We start from the raw sequence: 16,037 nt of genomic DNA on the forward strand, positions 1-16,037 counted from the left end.
GAAATTGCTTCATTCGAAGTTACAATCTTATTTAATAGAAATCCTCCTAATTTAGAGCCGATGTAAACCCTTACATTACTATATACAAAAACGGTAATTTAGTTGAAAAACACCTCATAAAATGTACACTATGCGTACAAAAATACGTTATGTGTACCATTTGTTTAGTATATACAGATAATTGTTATTTTTCAAGACATTTCTCAAATATTTAGAATACTCACTCGTCTAAAATTTAGAAAATATCGAACACAAAGAAAGAAGGGAATTTGTTGGAAAATGAAAAAACGCTCCATATTTTGCTAATTCTGTTGCCATGGGATTTGAAGTATTACGGGCATTTGATTCGAATTCTACCAATATGTCGCTTCGGGACTTGGAGATAAAAACAGGAATCAATAAAGCCACGGTCAGGAAATTCGCTTTGACATTAGTCGATTTGGGCTACCTCAATCTCTTACCGGATAATAAATTTGAGCTGAGCCTAAGAGTATTGGCGTTGGGTGCAAATTACTTGGAATCTCTGAACTTGCCCGATTTGGCATTACCTGTCCCTGAGTACATAGCTGGAAAAGTGAAAGAATCTACGAACATGGCCATATTGGATGGTCCGGAAGTGGTATATGTATTGAGGGTCAATGCTGCGGAGCGGATCATTGGAGCGAATTTACGAGTTGAATCAAGGTTACCCTTACTTTGCAACCTCTTTGGGGAAAGCGCTTGTCCCTTGGCTCCCAAAAATGGACAGAAAAAAATATGGGATTCAGCAACCATCGAAGCATTTACGAATAAGACAATTACTACTTATGAAGAGTTTGAAGCTCATTTGGCAACATGCCGTTCCCAAGGCTACACAGAGAGTAATGATGAACTGGAGGTCGGCTTACGTTCTATTGCAATGCCTGTTTTCAATTGAAAAGGTGAACCCATTGCAGCAATCAATATTTTCACGAATTTGATGAGAAGCTCGGAAAAGCAAATAGCGGAAACTTACTTGCCCGCCCTTTTTGAAGAAGTTAATAAAATCAATGTGCAAACTGGTTATATCAATAAAGTAACAATTTCCAATCAATATTAAAAAAAACCCCAGAAGATGCTTACTGGGATTATTTTTCTTTATAAAGAAAATTATTTTGAAGACATCCATTGATAGATTTTTTGATCAACCGGAGCATGCCAGGTTTTCAGAAATTGAATGGTGCTTTTCCGTCCTCTTTCCATTAATTCTGTTTTCATCTCATCTGAAAGATCAAATTGAGTCGCACTCGCATCAGTAACAGGAATGAAAACAATATCTTTTTCATACTTTCGAGAAATATACTTTTCATCATGTGCATTCTGCATGGTAGAAAAAAGTGCTTCGAATAATTCCAGGCCATTGTCGATTTTATGTTTTTTCCATTTCTGAGAGCCTCGAGTTATTTTCAAGCCAAGAACTGGACGTTCTCTTTTTCCTTGTGAATCATCAAATATCCACAATGGAAAATTACTTAATACCCCTCCATCTACAACAATATTCTCACCTGATCCAACTTTCAATTTGACCGGTTCGAAAAAAAATGGAATCCCACAACTCATACGTAAAGCACGAGCAATGGAGAACGTATCAGCCGCTATCCCGTAATGTACCAAATCATCAGGAAGAATGAGCATTCTGCCATTCGTTAAATCGGAAGCAACAAGCTTCAATGTACCAGGTGGCAAATCACCAAATGTGTAAACCCCTTTGAGTGCCAACTTTTCTAAGAACCAATTTTCCAAAGCTTTCCCTTGATATAAGCCCATTCGAAAATAAAGAAAGAACCATTTCATAAATGGTAACGGTAGCATGGTTTTGCGAGGATCAATGAGTGTCTTAAAATTTGTATCATCCAACAACTTTTCCATTTCCTTAGCGGTATATCCAGCTGCAATGAAACAGGCAAGTATGGCCCCGGCACTCGTTCCTGCTACCCGTTGAAAGCGGAATCCCTTTTCTTCCAACACTTGATACGCCCCAACTAGCGCAAAATCTTTTAAACCTCCCCCTGAAAACACCCCATCAATTAACATTCATTACGCTCTCCCTTTTCTTGTCGTTGTTACACTTTAAGAAGAAAGACGAAGAATTAGAACCTGAACGGAATAAATGGGTAACCTTTTCTTAAATACCTCTACCTATCATCAAAGGAATAAATCATATATAAAATGACTACAATAATAGTATTAAATTTAAGGGGCTATAAGATGTTATTATTTAAATATTTTAAAGACGCTTCAGGCGAATATTTAGGAATTCGAGATGAATATGTTTACTATGTGTTCATTCCTGCAACGAACAAAAAAGAGCAAATCATTACGTTATTTAGCTTTGCTTACGAAAAAATCGAAAAACATTATTTAGAAAACAAAGAAGAAATCCATCAAATGAAACTGTTTATGACACCAGATCCACTCGTTGTGGAACGAATCAGCGCGGTCACTAATTACCAAAGGATTTTTAATATTAGTCATGAAGAATTTTTAGAGACTTTCCCTGGCTAACAACAACAGTCTTCATATAATGAGCCGATTTTGCTAAGTATTGATTTTCGGAAATAAATACTTTTTTTGAACTTGGGAATACTATCTCTTGAAGGTTAAATAAAGGAGGTAGAACAATGTCAGATAGAAGAATTACTCCACAACCGAATGATTCAGCTAATAATGAAGAACGATTAGAGAATACAATTGGTAATATGGAAGCTGCAGAAGAGGCCATGGCATTCGCAGATGGAAAAGAACTTGAGTCAATTAAGAAGGCAAACGCGCGACGTAAAGAAAGTATTGAGGGATTGCAAAGTGAAATAAAAACACAAAATGAATCTCGAATCAACGGATATCACGAGTATCTCTAAATATTTTTACAAAAAACACCTCCATTATTTGAAATAATGGAGGTGTTTTCACCGCTAAATTTATATTTTCAACTCAATTTTGGCATCTGCTTTGATCTCTTCAAGATGTTTTACAAATACTTCTTGCTGTTGTTGTTGTACAAGTAACCCTTTAATTTTTTCACTGACCTCTTCTAATGGAGGAAATTCTTGTCCAGCTTCCTTAGTCTGAGCTGCAGCTTGATCATAATACTCTTGAATTTCTTTATCTGTCACTTCTTTTGCCGGTACTACTTTGTTTTGATATTTTTCAAATAGAATGGACTCACCAATTTGTTCTTTCAATGTTTTTTCATCCATTTTTTCGGCTTTGAGTGATTTTTGCATCGCTTCCTCGCCACCTATTTGTTCTTGAATCGACGCATATTTTTCTTCTATTTCAGCTTCTGATGCAGTTAAATTAGCTTCTTTTGCTTTTTGAACAATCAAGGTTTGGCTTACAAGCGAATCAAGTGTTGTCTTTTTGATTTGTTCGGCTGCTTCTTTGCTAGTTGGGTCTTGGCCCATTTGCTGCATTTCACTTTGGATTGAAAACAACACAGAATTATACATTAACCCTGTCAGTTCCTCATCATTAACAACTGCCACAATTTCACTCTCGTCCACTTGTTGCTCAGCCAGTTTGGCTTGTATTTCTTTTTCATCCGTTGTTGCTTCTTGCGTTGTTTTCTCTTTTGGTGTTTCTTCTTTTGTTGCTTTATCTTCGTCTCCGCAAGCAGCTAAAGTAAATGCTAATGCACCAACTGCAAACGGCAATAATAATTTTTTGAATTTCATGCAATGTAAACCCCTTTCAAATCTTTAGACCTTCATATTAATAAAGCCTACTCTGTATAATAACGAATATTCATATAAAGATAAACCCATACCCTTCTAATACATCAAATTAATATCTATTTGTCATTTAGTTAACAATTCTAAAACAGAAGGTCATATACGTAACAAGTCATCCTAAATTTGCCAACTCATAAGTTGAAGCGTTCTATAACTGTAAAGGAAAAAACATTTGAAATGTCTGACTATCCATAAGGATTCATCTTGTGATAACGATTACTTAATCAGTATGTGTTGTCTCACTCCAGTTTATATATAGAATTATATGGGAGTGCGCTGATGAACAGCAGCATGAAACCACGGGCAGGAACCGCTGCCCGTTTCCGCTCACGGCTTGCAATAGGAGTTGAATTAAATTTCAATAAACGATTAATCCGCTCAAAGCCACCTCTAGACTAGGAAAGCGAGATAATCTTTTAAGTAATTGGATAGAAATGGAACGTAATAATTATAAAAATTGGGAGAAGATAAAAAGGAATAAATAATAACAAGAGGCGGTTATGCTATGTCCATGGAATGGTTTAACAGAGTAACTAGTGAACTTCAGGATCATTTAAAATCGATTTGTGAAGAGTACGACCAAACTGGTCATATGACGATCAATCAAAGTGCAAAACATCCGCGAATTGAGTTCTTTGTTGAGACAGAAGATGACGAAAGAGACTACTTTTGCACCCTCCTCTTTGATCCGTACAATACAGAGTTTTACATTGAGAGTTTTGATTTGTCTCTCGAACAGCCAACAAGAGTTATTCTTTCTGATTTTGAAGCGGTTGTTGACGCTGTCCATCATAGCTTCCATGATTTTATGAGCGAAGATAGTGAAGTTTATTATGTGGATGAAGATGAAAACATATTAGAGGATGAGGAAGTCGAAGGCTATTACTTAAGTGAAGTGATTGACGATGAAGAAACGCTTGAAGTAATTGATGTGGAATGGGAAACCCCTGAAGTCACTGCTTTCCAAATCGAGGATGAAATTGAAGTAACCTATCAATTTGGAGTAGACAGCGCAAATGGCGATGGTGTTCTCCGACGGGTAAACCGAGTATGGACTGAAGACGAAGAGCTTGTCGAAGACGAAAGTACCTTCACCTTTTCAAAGGAAGAGGCCAGCACAATTATCGCAATGATTGCAAGCCATATGCATACAATGACTGGATACGATGAAATTTCAAATCTGTAATTGAATATATTATTCCAATCCTCGAGATATTTGGATAAAGAGTGTGGATATCTGCACAAGCCACTAGTTTAATTATATCTGGACAAGCTTTAATTATATCTAGACAAATCCCTATCACCAAAAGAATGAAGAAATGAAAAAGAGGATCGAAGTGAGTGTCACTTCGATTCTCTTGCTCTTTACAAGATATTAGTTTTCATATGCCTCTAATTGATTTTCATATTCATATTGAACCATTTCATAGTCACTACCCCAATTTGAAAGGGCCGCTTGTAAAATATTCTTTTTCACGTCCGTATCAAGATTTAGATCCTGTACCCAATTGTAAGCAGCGATTTGATTATCGTATTGATATACAATCATTTCGTAATCGTTATCCCAATCATTAATCGCATTGTTTAGTAATACTTCTTCATGTTCTTCATCAATTGTTAGGTTAGCTAAGCTTGCGTACGCCGACATTTGATTTTCGTACTGGTAATCTTGCATTTCATAGTCACCATCCCAATCAATTTCTGCTTGGGCTAATACTTCTTTTTCAACTGAGCTTTTATCTAATGCTTGTATTGCATTGCTGAATTTAGTCGATTCTTCTTGTTTTTTCGCTTCAACCTCTGCGGCTTCTTTGGCCTTAGCATCCGCGATTGCCTGTGCTTCAGCTTCTGCCTTGGCTTGTGCATCCGCTTCTTCTTTAGCCAGTGCCTCAGCATCTGCCTTGGCCTTTGCTTCTTCAGCCTCTTTTTCAGCCATCTCTGTTTCTTCATCTGATTCCTGAACATCTTCAGCTTCTTCTTCTGAGGAAACAGTTTCAACTTCATTTGAAGGAAGTGATAAACCTATGATGAAAAAGACCAAACCAAGAACTGTTACAATTCCGGCCATTTTTTTGGATCTCTTTTTAAATAAAGCAACCACCAACATGATTACACCTATAATTATTCCTAGAACACCTAGTAATCCAAAAATTGCATCCATTTCTACGTCCTTCTTTCTATGTAAGTCCTAACCCTCTGATTTTAATAGGAATCTACAAAAATAAGTTATAATTTAGACCTATGTTTTAATTCGAGTAACATATAACCATTACATGTTATCATGTGTATTGCATTTATGTAACAGAAGATTACGAGATTGTGACAGGCAAAGTTTTCCTTTCCAACTACTTTTGCCCACATGGATTTTAATTGAATCGACGAAAGAACGTGATTTTACTAATAAATCACAGGTTATTAGGAAAGGTGATATAACAATCCACAAAAATAAAAAGGAATCCAGTATCGTAAAGTAACTGGATTCCAATCAATTGTCTTAAATAGTCTTACCTTTTACAGCGCTTCGACTTCGCGTGCCTTCATAGCTTTTAGTTCAGTAAGTGCTCCCTTGCTTTTCGTTTCATCAAACTCATTAACACTTTTCGCTACTACGATTGTTGCAATTCCGTTACCAATTAGGTTAACGATTGCTCGTCCTTCACTCATGAAACGATCCACACCAAGAAGTAGTGCCAATCCTTCAAGAGGAATTACTTGCAGAGCAGATAATGTAGATGCCAATACGATAAATCCGCTTCCTGTTACACCTGCTGCACCTTTAGACGTTAACATCAATACCAAGATAATCGTAATTTGTTGTGCGATTGATAAATCCACACCAAATACCTGGGCCAAGAAGACTACAGCCATTGATAGATAAATAGATGTACCATCTAGGTTGAATGAATAGCCAGTTGGAATAACTAGTCCCACAACTGATTTGGATGCTCCATAGCGTTCCATTTTATCCATCATTCGTGGCAATACAGACTCCGAAGAACTTGTTCCCAAAACAATTAGAATTTCATCTTTGATGAACTTCAAGTAGTTCCAAAGACTAAACCCATAAATCTTACAGATGATATTCAGAACCACGAAAATGAATAAGAACATTGTCATATAGACAGAAATCATCAATTTACCTAATGGTACAAGTGAAGTAAGCCCAAAATGTCCGATTGTATATGCCATGGCAGCAAAGGCACCGATTGGAGCCGCTTTCATAACATAACCAATGATTTTAAAGAAGACCAATGAAAGTCGATCTAGTAGGTCAATGATTGGTTTCCCTTTTTCTCCAAGTGCCGCTAGTCCTACACCAAATAACACCGAGAAGAACAATACTTGTAAAATATCACCTTTAGCAAATGCATCAACCATATTAGAAGGAACAATATGTGTGACAAACTCCATCCAGTTAATACTTTGACCGCCATTAGCCGTATATTGAGACACATCACCTTTTTCAAGCTCATTAAAGTTAAGTCCCTCTCCAGGTTTTAACACATTAACAACGATCAGTCCGATTAGGAGTGCGAAAGTTGTAACCACCTCAAAATAGATGAAGGCTTTACCGCCGACTTTTCCCACTTTTTTCATATCACCCATTTTCGCGATTCCTAGTACAATGGTTAAGAAAATAATTGGAGCAATGACCATTTTAATGGCATTGATAAATGTATCGCCGATTGGCTTCATTTCTTTTCCGATATTCGGCCAAATCAATCCTACTAAAACACCGATGATGATAGCCGTTAAAACTTGAAAGGTTAAATTTTTGTATATTTGTTTTTTCATTTTTTCTCCTCCTTTTTCTGAATAGTAATTCATCTTTTCTATTCTCAGATGATAACGCTTTCATTGAAAGAGGAAAAGCTTATGGTCATAACGAATATTTTGGTCATTTTGGTCTTACATTATTTTTCAATATTCACATAACGGTTTACCGGTCGCCCCACGCCTCCGTATTGGACATCGAGAGTGATTACACCGCTTTTTTCCAAGTAATCCAAATAACGTCGGGCTGTTACTCGGGCAATTCCAATAGCTCCTGCTACTTCTTCTGCAGACCTGGGAACTTCTTGTGTCTGCACAAACACTTTAATTTCATTTAACGTGAATTCATTCAACCCTTTTGGCAACAAAGTTTCTGGTCTATTTTTTACATGCTCAGAATACAACAAAGAATCAAGCTGCTCTTGTGATACTGTTTCCGTTTTATTTAAGCTGACTCTGTATTTTCGGTATTTCTCTAAAGCCTGTTGGATTCGATGAAGCTTAAAGGGCTTGATAATATAATCCATTGCCCCATTTTGAAGCATGAGTTTAATCGTCTCACTGTCTTTTGCAGCTGACACGACAACAACATCCGTCTCCAATTTTTGTTTCCTGATTTCTTGCAAGGTCTTAATTCCATCTTTTTTGGGCATAAAAATATCCAAGATCACGAGATCAGGATGTAGCTTTTTCACTAGAGAAAGACCTTCCTCTCCATTGCTTGCCACTTCCACAACACGAAACCCTTCGACACTTTCAATAAATTCTTTATTTACTTCCCGAACCATTGGATCATCTTCGATTAACAGGACATTTATTTGATTCTTATTCTTCATACAATTCATCCTCCGCTTCCATTGGGAAGGTAATTATGAAAGAAGTTCCTTCACTTGGTAGAGAGGAAACTTGAATTCGACCTCTCCCTTTTTCAACAATCTGTTTAACCAGGAATAAACCGTAACCCGTTCCTTGTGATTTGTTCATAGTAAAGCCTTTGTCAAATATTCTTGGCATATATTCTTCCAGTATTCCCGATCCATTATCCTCAACTAGTACGGCACACAGTTCCTCTGTTTGTTCAATACTAATATCAATTCGTCTATGCTCAATCTCACTATGTTCAAATGCCCCGAATGCATTTTCAATCAGATTCCCAAACAGCACAACAAAATCATGCTGGTCCAACTCACTTGGGAATGTTTCGAATTGGCTATTTGGGTCTATCACCACCTGGATATCCAATTCTTTCCCTCTTCTTACTTTGCTCAAGAGGAGACCTGCTATCGCGTCGTTTTGGATTTTTTCATTCAAAAAGCTGGTGACCGTTTCTTGTTCTTCGGTTACATTATAGGCAAGCTGTAACGCTTTTTCTGGTTTTCCTAGCTGGATCAAACCTGCAATGGTATGTAGTTTGTTCATATGTTCATGGCTTTGGACCCGTAATGCCTCTACAAAGTTTTTGACACCTGTTAATTCCTCTGCCAATTTCGTTACTTCTGTGCGATCCTGGAAGATCGCGACTGCTCCAATCAATTCATTGTCTTTTCTGATTGGAATACGTGTACTGACAATGACCTTCCCACTCACCTTAATTTCTTCATTATATACCGCTTGATTTCTCTCTACAATTTCCGGCAACCTTGTATCCCTTAACACGTTGCGTATCTGTTGCCCCACTAAATTCCCCGACACACGAAAGATCTTTTTGGCTTTATCATTGAATATCGTAATGATTTCCTTATTATCAATGGCGATGACTCCTTCATTCATGGAATGGAATGTAGCTGTTCTCTCTTCATGCATTCTCTTGATTTCAAGTGGCTCCAACTGAAATATCTGATTTTTGATATGGTTGGCAAGTAAGATGGAACCGATTAAGCCAAACAGCAACGTTAAAACTACGATTAACAGGGTTTCTTTCGCTAAGCCCAACATGATGTCAGTGACAGTTGGGATTTTATTTCCGACGACAACTACACCAATTTGATTTAACTCAGCATCCTTTATTGGAACAAATGCCCGAATAACGGTGCCAATCTCTCCTTTTGCCTTAGAAAAATAAATATGTTCGGCAAATGCTGGTTCTTCATCCTCCCCCATCGAAGGAGTGCCGTTCTTTTCTTTAATCGGGTGGGAATAGCGGATTTTATCCATATTCATGACCACAATATAATCTGTTTCATTAATGATTCTTATTTCTTCTACGACGGGATTCACAGTATTCCAGCCGTTTGATTGCTGGACTGCTTTCTTCACTTCCGAAATTTCAGCAACAGTTCTTGCAGTATTCATCGATCGGATTCTTAATTCTGTTTCCTCTGATTGTTGTATATTGGCTACAATGACGACTCCACCAATCAATAAGGAAAAAATCACGATAGCATAGGATAGAATCATAATTTTCCAGCGAATAGGCAGCAGCCTCATGTTTCGTCCCCCTTTCCCTTTACGAATAACCATCTTCTGCTTATGCTTACACTAATGCTTCAACAGGAGGTCGCCTATGAAAAAAACAAGGATTTATCTGTTCATGATAAGTATTGGAATTGTGCTTGCTGTCTTTATAGGGTATCACACTCTACTCCCTCAAAACGCCCTTCCCTATGATGATGATCAAGAAGGACTTAGTGATCAAATAGTTTTCAAGTTTAGCCATGTTGTGGCGGAAAATACGCCAAAAGGGCAAGCGGCAGCAAAATTTGCTGAGCTCGTCGATAAAAACTCAAACGGTACGATTAAAATCGTCGTCTTTTCTAATGGAAGCTTATTCTCGGATATCGAAGAAATTAATGCCTTAAAAGATGGACAAGTCCACATAATTGCACCTTCCACCTCTAAGCTTGGCATGCTCTCCACAGATTGGGGTGTACTAGATTTACCATACGTCTTTCCCAATTATGAAGCAATGGTAGAAGGAATCCACGGGAAAATTGGAAATCAACTGCTGAATTCTTTAGAAAAAGAAGGAATCAAAGGGCTTGCTCATTGGTCAAATGGATTCAAGCAATTCACCACCAATAATGGACCAATTGTTGTGCCAGAAGATCTGAGGGGACAAACTTTTCGTATCATGCAAAGCGACGTCATCAAAGCCCAGTTTGATTTATTAGGAGCCGAATCACATCAGGAATCATTCAATTCTACCTATAATTTGATTGAAGCTGGAACGGTGGATGGAGAAGAAAACACCATTTCCAATATCTACTCCAAGAAATTCTACAATGTTCAAAAGTATTTAACACTTAGTAACCATGGTTATTTAGGCTATGCCGTCATGATGGACCAAAAAGTTTGGGATCAGCAAACTGAGAATACTCAGAAGATCCTTCTTGAAGCAATGAATGAAACGACTACCTGGAACGACCTCAACTCCATCAAACTAAACGAAGAACAACTGGAACTCATTAAACAAAACTCATCCATACAGTTACATGAACTGACCAAGACAGAAATAGAGAAATGGAAGACGGACCTTGATCCTATATATGAAGAGCTATCAAAAACAATTGGCGAAGAATTAGTGGGGGAAATGCAGGAATTAAGAATGCGTTTCGAGGTAGAAAAGCAGTAGTTGCAAGTGGGGTTTTTTATATAGAAATGCAATTTTTTCTTGCTATAAGTTGAAAGAGGAACGATTGAAGTGACTAGTTCACTTCAATCGTCTCTCTTTTTCTACGTTTAAGTTCACTGGCAGGATTATCTTTCAAAAAAATGGGTATATATTACCTGTCTATGCAAGTCTTAGAAGGAGGTTTTACATTGGAGGAATGGTTAAGGTTTCTGGAGGTAAATACACCTCGAATTTTGGAATTGACATTAGATCACGCGGTGCTTGTCACCATCGCCATTGTTGTCGCATTAATAATCGGCGTCCCAATGGGCATTTATTTAACCACGAACGAATACCTGGCCGGGACAATTCTTCAAGCGGCTTCCATTACATTGACGATTCCAAGCATCGCACTATTTGGCTTGATGATTCCCATTTTTTCTCTCATTAATCAAGGAATTGGATTCCTCCCCGCATTTGTTGCACTGGTCCTATATTCCCAACTCCCCATTATCCGCAATACATATACGGCAATAAAAAACGTAGATCCAAACATGCGGGATGCTGCAATCGGAATGGGCATGAAAACACATCAACGTTTATTGCGTGTTGAGATCCCGAATGCTCTACCTGTCATTATGGCCGGTATTCGAACAGCGGTGGTGCTGAACATTGGGATTGGCGTAATCGCTGCCTATATTGGTGCTGGTGGACTAGGCGTTCTGATTACGCAGGGAATCAGCAGAGGTGACAACTATTTAATTATTAGCGGGTCATTGGCTGTTGCTTTATTAGCAATCGTTGCTGATGCAATTTTACTGCTGATACAAAAACGTTTCACGACAAAAGAAATAGTGAATTAACTGGAAAGAGGTGAAAGAATGATTGCGTTCAATCATGTGACAAAATCATTTAGTGAAGACAATATAGCAGTAAAAGATGTTAATTTAACCGTTGAAAAAGGACATATTGTAGTTTTGCTTGGTCCTTCTGGTTGCGGAAAAACAACTCTGTTGAGGATGGTCAACCGACTGGAGTCCATTTCAAACGGGGAAATCATGATTAATAATAAAAATTCCATGGAACTTGATGCCATTGAATTAAGAAGAAATATTGGCTATGTCATTCAAAGTAACGGTCTTTTTCCGAATATGACGATTGAAGACAATGTCATGATTGTGCCAGATCTTCTTGGATGGAGTAAGCAAAAAAAACGCGAACGATTCACTTATTTAATGAAACTCATTGGGCTGGACGCCCAAGATTACCGGAAACGATATCCACATGAACTGTCTGGTGGACAGCAACAACGGATAGGCGTAATACGTGCACTCGCAGCGGACCCCCCTGTTATGTTAATGGATGAACCATTCGGAGCACTCGATCCTATCATTAGAGAAAAAATTCAGGATGAGTTTTTGCAAATTCAACGGGAAGTAAAAAAGACCATTCTATTTGTTAGTCATGATATCGATGAGGCAATAAAAATGGCGGATAAAATCGTGTTAATGCGTGATGGAGAAATCATGCAATACGACACACCTTCAGAAATGCTGGCACATCCTAAAAACGAATATGTTTCTAAGTTCTTTGGAAAAGATCGAGCACTTAAAAGTTTAAGCTTACATACTGTGAAAAATTTACAAGATATCATCGGATTAGCTCCAATTGATGCAACAATTCGAGATACAAAAACAATTCATGTTCACCAGGACTTACGTACCACATTGTCTATGCTAATGAATCAGGAAGCCGATCAAGTCGTTGTAACAAACGATCAGGATGAGAATATTGGGTCTATAACGATTGATCATGTACAAAAATATCTTCATTTTGAAATAAAAGGGGAACTATCCGTATCCCAGGAAGGGTGATTCGGTGAATAGTAAAAAGTTAATAGCTTACAGTGTAAGATTAGTACTCTATGCATTAGTCATATTATTTTTTGGTTGGATAATAAAAAATCACTATTTTGATTATATCTTTAGTGAATCCAGTACTTTTTTAGTCCTAATGCGACAGCATATTGAACTTGTCGTTGTTTCTTCAGTAATCGCGATTATTATTGCAATACCCGCTGGAATATTAATAACAAGACCCAAGTTCAGGAAGGCTGAATGGGTAGTATCTATTATCGTGAATTTCCTGCAAACAATCCCCAATTTGGCAGTTCTTGCTCTGATGATTAGTGTGTTGGGCATTGGTTTTAAAACGGCGGTCTTTGCACTTTTCCTTTACTCGATCTTGCCAATTTTCAGAAATACAGTAGCTGGCTTAGATTCGATTGATAAAAATTTGATTGATGCTGCAAAAGGGATGGGGATGAAACCGAGCCAAATATTATTTCGGATCGAACTTCCAAATGCGGTTTATTCAATCCTTGCAGGCGTTCGGACAGCAGTCGTATTGAATATCGGCACAGCTGCTCTAGCTTATGTAATTGGCGGCGGTGGTTTAGGTGTCTGGATTTTTACAGGAATTCAACTATTTGATAATGGGTATTTATTATCGGGAGCAATTCCCGTTACATTACTGGCTATTTTGGCTGATTATTTACTTCGCAAATTAGAAAATGTGCTTGTTCCAAAAGGTTCAAGACGTGAAGCAAATACGTAACATATTGCAATCGAAAGGAGGTATTTCATTAGTGAATCTATTAGTCAAACTTATCCCATTGTTGCTCATGACACTCATACTTTCAGCCTGTTCCAGTCTGGGCATTGCAGGAAAAGAAGTTACGATTGGTGGCAAAACCTTTACGGAGCAATATTTATTAACTGAAATGACAGGTTTTTTATTGAAAGAAGAAGGATTTAAAGTGAATCAAATGAGTAATCTTGGGAGCAGTGTTCTCCGTTCTGCATTGGAAAACGGTCAAGTGGATATGATGTGGGAGTATACAGGTACAGCTCTTATCACCTATATGGGTGAAGAAGTAATATCTGATCCTGAAGCAGCCTTTCAAAAGGTCAAAGAAATCGATGCTTCGAATGGCATACACTGGATGAACATGTCCAATGTCAACAATACATACGCCCTAGCCGTGACAAGTGAGAAATCAAAAGAACTTGAGCTACAATCCATCAGTGATTTGGCGGAATATATCAAAAAAAATCCTGGCAAGTTAACGATAGCCGCAAATGCTGAATTTGCTCACCGTCCAGACGGTTTGAAGGGTGTAGAACACACTTATGGTTTTGAGTTTGGTGCCAATCAGGTAATTCAAATGGATGCTGGTTTAACCCAACGTGCACTAGACAATGAGCAAGTGGATGTTTCTGTAGCACTCGAAACAGATGCTACCGTTAAACAATACGATTTAGTTATTTTGGAAGATGATAAACAGTTCTTCCCCCCTTATCGTGCAGCTGTTTCAATAAACCAAGAAATAGTTAAGAAATATCCTGAAATTGAGGAAATTACCGCGAAATTAGCAGAAAAACTAGATAGTGATATTATGCGAAGCTTAAATTATCGTGTGGATATAGATGGAGAAAGTGTCTCAGTTGTTGCTTACGAATGGCTTGTTGAAAATGGGTTGTTGAAAGAATAATAATTCCTAAAATAGACTGGACTAAGTATTTCCTATAATACCGCTTCGGTGCTTTGTGGATGCCCCCGCGAGAAGCCAGGTAAAAGATCACTCGGCTACCACTTAAAAGGTGCCTACGCTGGTCCTGCCTATGTATGTGAATTACATCTATTTATTACAGTGTATACAAATAACTACCGAGTCTTTCCGCGATTTTATCGAGGAAAGGCTCGCTTTTTTAGAAAGAAAGAACTCTCTCTATGGACGCTGAAATTCGTTAACGGGTTCTCTTGAGTGGAAGGCTGCTAAAGGAGTATTATCAGAAGTACATTTAAACGTAAAAAGAGCAATGTCTTAGAAGACGTTACTCTACCTGACTATAGCATCAGTTAGTGAAGAAATCGATATAAAATAGTAGGTTAATTTACCGATTTATTATGTGCTTCTTTCTTTCCAAATATCCTAATAAAGAAGAAAGTCAAAGTAAGAATTGCTCCCACAATTATTCCGATTACGCTTAAGTTTATTCCTGTACCAGTTGTAATACCATCTGCACGAAAAGCACCATTAACATATAGCGAAATGCCAACGATAATAAAACCAATCCATTCAAACTTGGTTCTCAGCATCTCAAATCCCCCCTTATAAGTAACTGTAATAGATAACATTATTCACTTCTTCATGGTTTCACTAACATTCCTAGTTAGTTCAATAAGAAAATAAAATCTTCTTATATTTATAGTACCGACACTCTCCTTTTTCACCGAAAAAATAATATTTTCTGATAATAAAAAGAGCTATGGTTTAGCACTGCAAGTAGCAAGATAATTAATTGCATTACAACTTTTATTGTAATGCAATTCGGCTGCCAATTATACAGGGAAAATTAAGATTTCAGAGTGAAAAAGCTAATATATCCACTAACAAAGGACTACCAACTCAATTTCAAAATGATAGTCTTTTTATATTGTGTTTTAAGTTTTCGCACCTCAGAAGAGAACCCTTGAGAAATCCACGTGATCTTTCTTATTTTGCAATAAAAGAACATTCTATGTAATTTCATATGAGTTTTAGGGTCGATATAAATGTCAAAAATGTTAAATCGACTTCTTATATTGTGACTTATTGATTAATTTTGTCTAATATTACGTATAAATGTCAAAATATTTCCCGAGAAATAATGGCAGGAAACGCCATTCTACTCACACTAGTTATACGTTATGACATATCTTTCGACATAGTTATTGTAACAACTTATGGGCAGTAAATTGATGTTCTAGTCGTGGATATAACAGCTATAACTATTGACAATGTGGTTGAGCTAGTCGAACATCGACTAAATCAAAGTTAATGACTTTATATTCCCTAGATTTAACCAGAAAATATCACAGTTTTTTAGCTACTTTTTGTCTTTCTATAAATAATTATAATG

Annotated in this window: 16 protein-coding genes; 9 read left to right on the forward strand and 7 right to left on the reverse strand. The window is 37.3% G+C overall.

Annotation, left to right across the window (positions count from 1 at the left end; all coding sequences use genetic code 11):
* Positions 1-316 precede the first annotated feature (316 nt).
* Positions 317-916 (forward strand): IclR family transcriptional regulator domain-containing protein, encoded by a 600-nt coding sequence (locus tag GY23_RS09990; RefSeq protein WP_075619079.1) that lies wholly within the window; start codon positions 317-319, stop codon positions 914-916.
* A gap of 212 nt (positions 917-1,128) precedes the next feature.
* Here GY23_RS09990 and GY23_RS09995 read toward each other — a convergent pair whose 3' ends face one another.
* Positions 1,129-2,052 carry a patatin-like phospholipase family protein gene (locus GY23_RS09995; RefSeq protein ID WP_075619080.1) on the reverse strand — a complete coding sequence of 308 codons (924 nt, stop codon included), beginning with the start codon at positions 2,050-2,052 and terminating at the stop codon, positions 1,129-1,131.
* Positions 2,053-2,226: 174 nt separating this feature from the next.
* Between GY23_RS09995 and GY23_RS10000 the strand changes: the two genes are divergently transcribed.
* Both GY23_RS10000 and GY23_RS10005 read left to right on the forward strand, forming a co-directional pair.
* Complete coding sequence (locus GY23_RS10000) at positions 2,227-2,523, forward strand: hypothetical protein (RefSeq protein ID WP_075619081.1); 297 nt, start codon at positions 2,227-2,229, stop codon at positions 2,521-2,523.
* 116 nt (positions 2,524-2,639) lie between these two features.
* Positions 2,640-2,876: a small, acid-soluble spore protein tlp gene (locus GY23_RS10005; protein ID WP_075619082.1), complete on the forward strand. Its 237-nt coding sequence runs from the start codon at positions 2,640-2,642 to the stop codon at positions 2,874-2,876.
* 60 nt (positions 2,877-2,936) lie between these two features.
* On the opposite strand, the gene GY23_RS10010 is transcribed toward GY23_RS10005, so the two are convergent.
* Entirely contained in the window at positions 2,937-3,692 is a 756-nt protein-coding gene (locus GY23_RS10010; RefSeq protein WP_075619083.1) for a SurA N-terminal domain-containing protein, read from the reverse strand.
* Positions 3,693-4,254: 562 nt separating this feature from the next.
* Here GY23_RS10010 and GY23_RS10015 point away from each other — a divergent pair.
* The gene (locus tag GY23_RS10015; RefSeq protein ID WP_075619084.1) at positions 4,255-4,935 is read left to right on the forward strand and encodes a hypothetical protein; all 681 of its coding nucleotides are present in this window, start codon (positions 4,255-4,257) and stop codon (positions 4,933-4,935) included.
* A 189-nt stretch (positions 4,936-5,124) separates the two neighbouring features.
* On the opposite strand, the gene GY23_RS10020 is transcribed toward GY23_RS10015, so the two are convergent.
* The 4 genes from GY23_RS10020 to GY23_RS10035 all read right to left on the reverse strand — a co-directional run bounded on the left by GY23_RS10020 (position 5,125) and on the right by GY23_RS10035 (position 9,950).
* Positions 5,125-5,910, reverse strand: coding sequence for a DUF308 domain-containing protein (locus tag GY23_RS10020; protein ID WP_075619085.1), 786 nt, complete (start codon positions 5,908-5,910; stop codon positions 5,125-5,127).
* A 350-nt stretch (positions 5,911-6,260) separates the two neighbouring features.
* The gene (gene dctP / locus GY23_RS10025; protein ID WP_075619086.1) at positions 6,261-7,544 is read right to left on the reverse strand and encodes a C4-dicarboxylate transporter DctP; all 1,284 of its coding nucleotides are present in this window, start codon (positions 7,542-7,544) and stop codon (positions 6,261-6,263) included.
* 119 nt (positions 7,545-7,663) lie between these two features.
* Positions 7,664-8,359, reverse strand: a complete 696-nt coding sequence (locus GY23_RS10030) for a response regulator (protein WP_075619087.1) — start codon at positions 8,357-8,359, stop codon at positions 7,664-7,666.
* Positions 8,349-9,950, reverse strand: a complete 1,602-nt coding sequence (locus GY23_RS10035) for an ATP-binding protein (protein WP_075619088.1) — start codon at positions 9,948-9,950, stop codon at positions 8,349-8,351. Before GY23_RS10035 ends, GY23_RS10030 begins: the two co-directional genes overlap by 11 nt.
* A gap of 76 nt (positions 9,951-10,026) precedes the next feature.
* On the opposite strand from GY23_RS10035, the gene GY23_RS10040 reads away from it, so the two are divergent.
* From GY23_RS10040 to GY23_RS10060, 5 genes are all read left to right on the forward strand, one after another.
* Positions 10,027-11,094 (forward strand): DctP family TRAP transporter solute-binding subunit, encoded by a 1,068-nt coding sequence (locus tag GY23_RS10040; RefSeq protein WP_075619089.1) that lies wholly within the window; start codon positions 10,027-10,029, stop codon positions 11,092-11,094.
* Between the two features lie 188 nt (positions 11,095-11,282).
* Entirely contained in the window at positions 11,283-11,936 is a 654-nt protein-coding gene (locus GY23_RS10045; protein ID WP_084544101.1) for an ABC transporter permease, read from the forward strand.
* Positions 11,937-11,954: 18 nt separating this feature from the next.
* Complete coding sequence (locus GY23_RS10050; RefSeq protein WP_075619091.1) at positions 11,955-12,947, forward strand: ABC transporter ATP-binding protein; 993 nt, start codon at positions 11,955-11,957, stop codon at positions 12,945-12,947.
* A 139-nt stretch (positions 12,948-13,086) separates the two neighbouring features.
* Positions 13,087-13,689 (forward strand): ABC transporter permease, encoded by a 603-nt coding sequence (locus GY23_RS10055; protein ID WP_245827635.1) that lies wholly within the window; start codon positions 13,087-13,089, stop codon positions 13,687-13,689.
* A gap of 31 nt (positions 13,690-13,720) precedes the next feature.
* Complete coding sequence (locus GY23_RS10060) at positions 13,721-14,626, forward strand: glycine betaine ABC transporter substrate-binding protein (protein WP_245827636.1); 906 nt, start codon at positions 13,721-13,723, stop codon at positions 14,624-14,626.
* Between the two features lie 398 nt (positions 14,627-15,024).
* Here GY23_RS10060 and GY23_RS10065 read toward each other — a convergent pair whose 3' ends face one another.
* Positions 15,025-15,234 carry a hypothetical protein gene (locus GY23_RS10065; protein ID WP_075619093.1) on the reverse strand — a complete coding sequence of 70 codons (210 nt, stop codon included), beginning with the start codon at positions 15,232-15,234 and terminating at the stop codon, positions 15,025-15,027.
* Positions 15,235-16,037: the final 803 nt, after the last annotated feature.

The sequence above is a fragment of the Paenisporosarcina indica genome (assembly GCF_001939075.1).
GTDB lineage: Bacteria > Bacillota > Bacilli > Bacillales_A > Planococcaceae > Paenisporosarcina > Paenisporosarcina indica.

Coding starts and splice junctions, on each gene's coding strand:
- GY23_RS09990 (WP_075619079.1), top strand. CDS start 317: ATGGGATTTGAAGTATTACGGGCATTTGATTCGAATTCTACCAATATG.
- GY23_RS09995 (WP_075619080.1), bottom strand. CDS start 2,052: ATGTTAATTGATGGGGTGTTTTCAGGGGGAGGTTTAAAAGATTTTGCG.
- GY23_RS10000 (WP_075619081.1), top strand. CDS start 2,227: ATGTTATTATTTAAATATTTTAAAGACGCTTCAGGCGAATATTTAGGA.
- GY23_RS10005 (WP_075619082.1), top strand. CDS start 2,640: ATGTCAGATAGAAGAATTACTCCACAACCGAATGATTCAGCTAATAAT.
- GY23_RS10010 (WP_075619083.1), bottom strand. CDS start 3,692: ATGAAATTCAAAAAATTATTATTGCCGTTTGCAGTTGGTGCATTAGCA.
- GY23_RS10015 (WP_075619084.1), top strand. CDS start 4,255: ATGTCCATGGAATGGTTTAACAGAGTAACTAGTGAACTTCAGGATCAT.
- GY23_RS10020 (WP_075619085.1), bottom strand. CDS start 5,910: ATGGATGCAATTTTTGGATTACTAGGTGTTCTAGGAATAATTATAGGT.
- dctP (WP_075619086.1), bottom strand. CDS start 7,544: ATGAAAAAACAAATATACAAAAATTTAACCTTTCAAGTTTTAACGGCT.
- GY23_RS10030 (WP_075619087.1), bottom strand. CDS start 8,359: ATGAAGAATAAGAATCAAATAAATGTCCTGTTAATCGAAGATGATCCA.
- GY23_RS10035 (WP_075619088.1), bottom strand. CDS start 9,950: ATGAGGCTGCTGCCTATTCGCTGGAAAATTATGATTCTATCCTATGCT.
- GY23_RS10040 (WP_075619089.1), top strand. CDS start 10,027: ATGAAAAAAACAAGGATTTATCTGTTCATGATAAGTATTGGAATTGTG.
- GY23_RS10050 (WP_075619091.1), top strand. CDS start 11,955: ATGATTGCGTTCAATCATGTGACAAAATCATTTAGTGAAGACAATATA.
- GY23_RS10055 (WP_245827635.1), top strand. CDS start 13,087: ATGCGACAGCATATTGAACTTGTCGTTGTTTCTTCAGTAATCGCGATT.
- GY23_RS10065 (WP_075619093.1), bottom strand. CDS start 15,234: ATGCTGAGAACCAAGTTTGAATGGATTGGTTTTATTATCGTTGGCATT.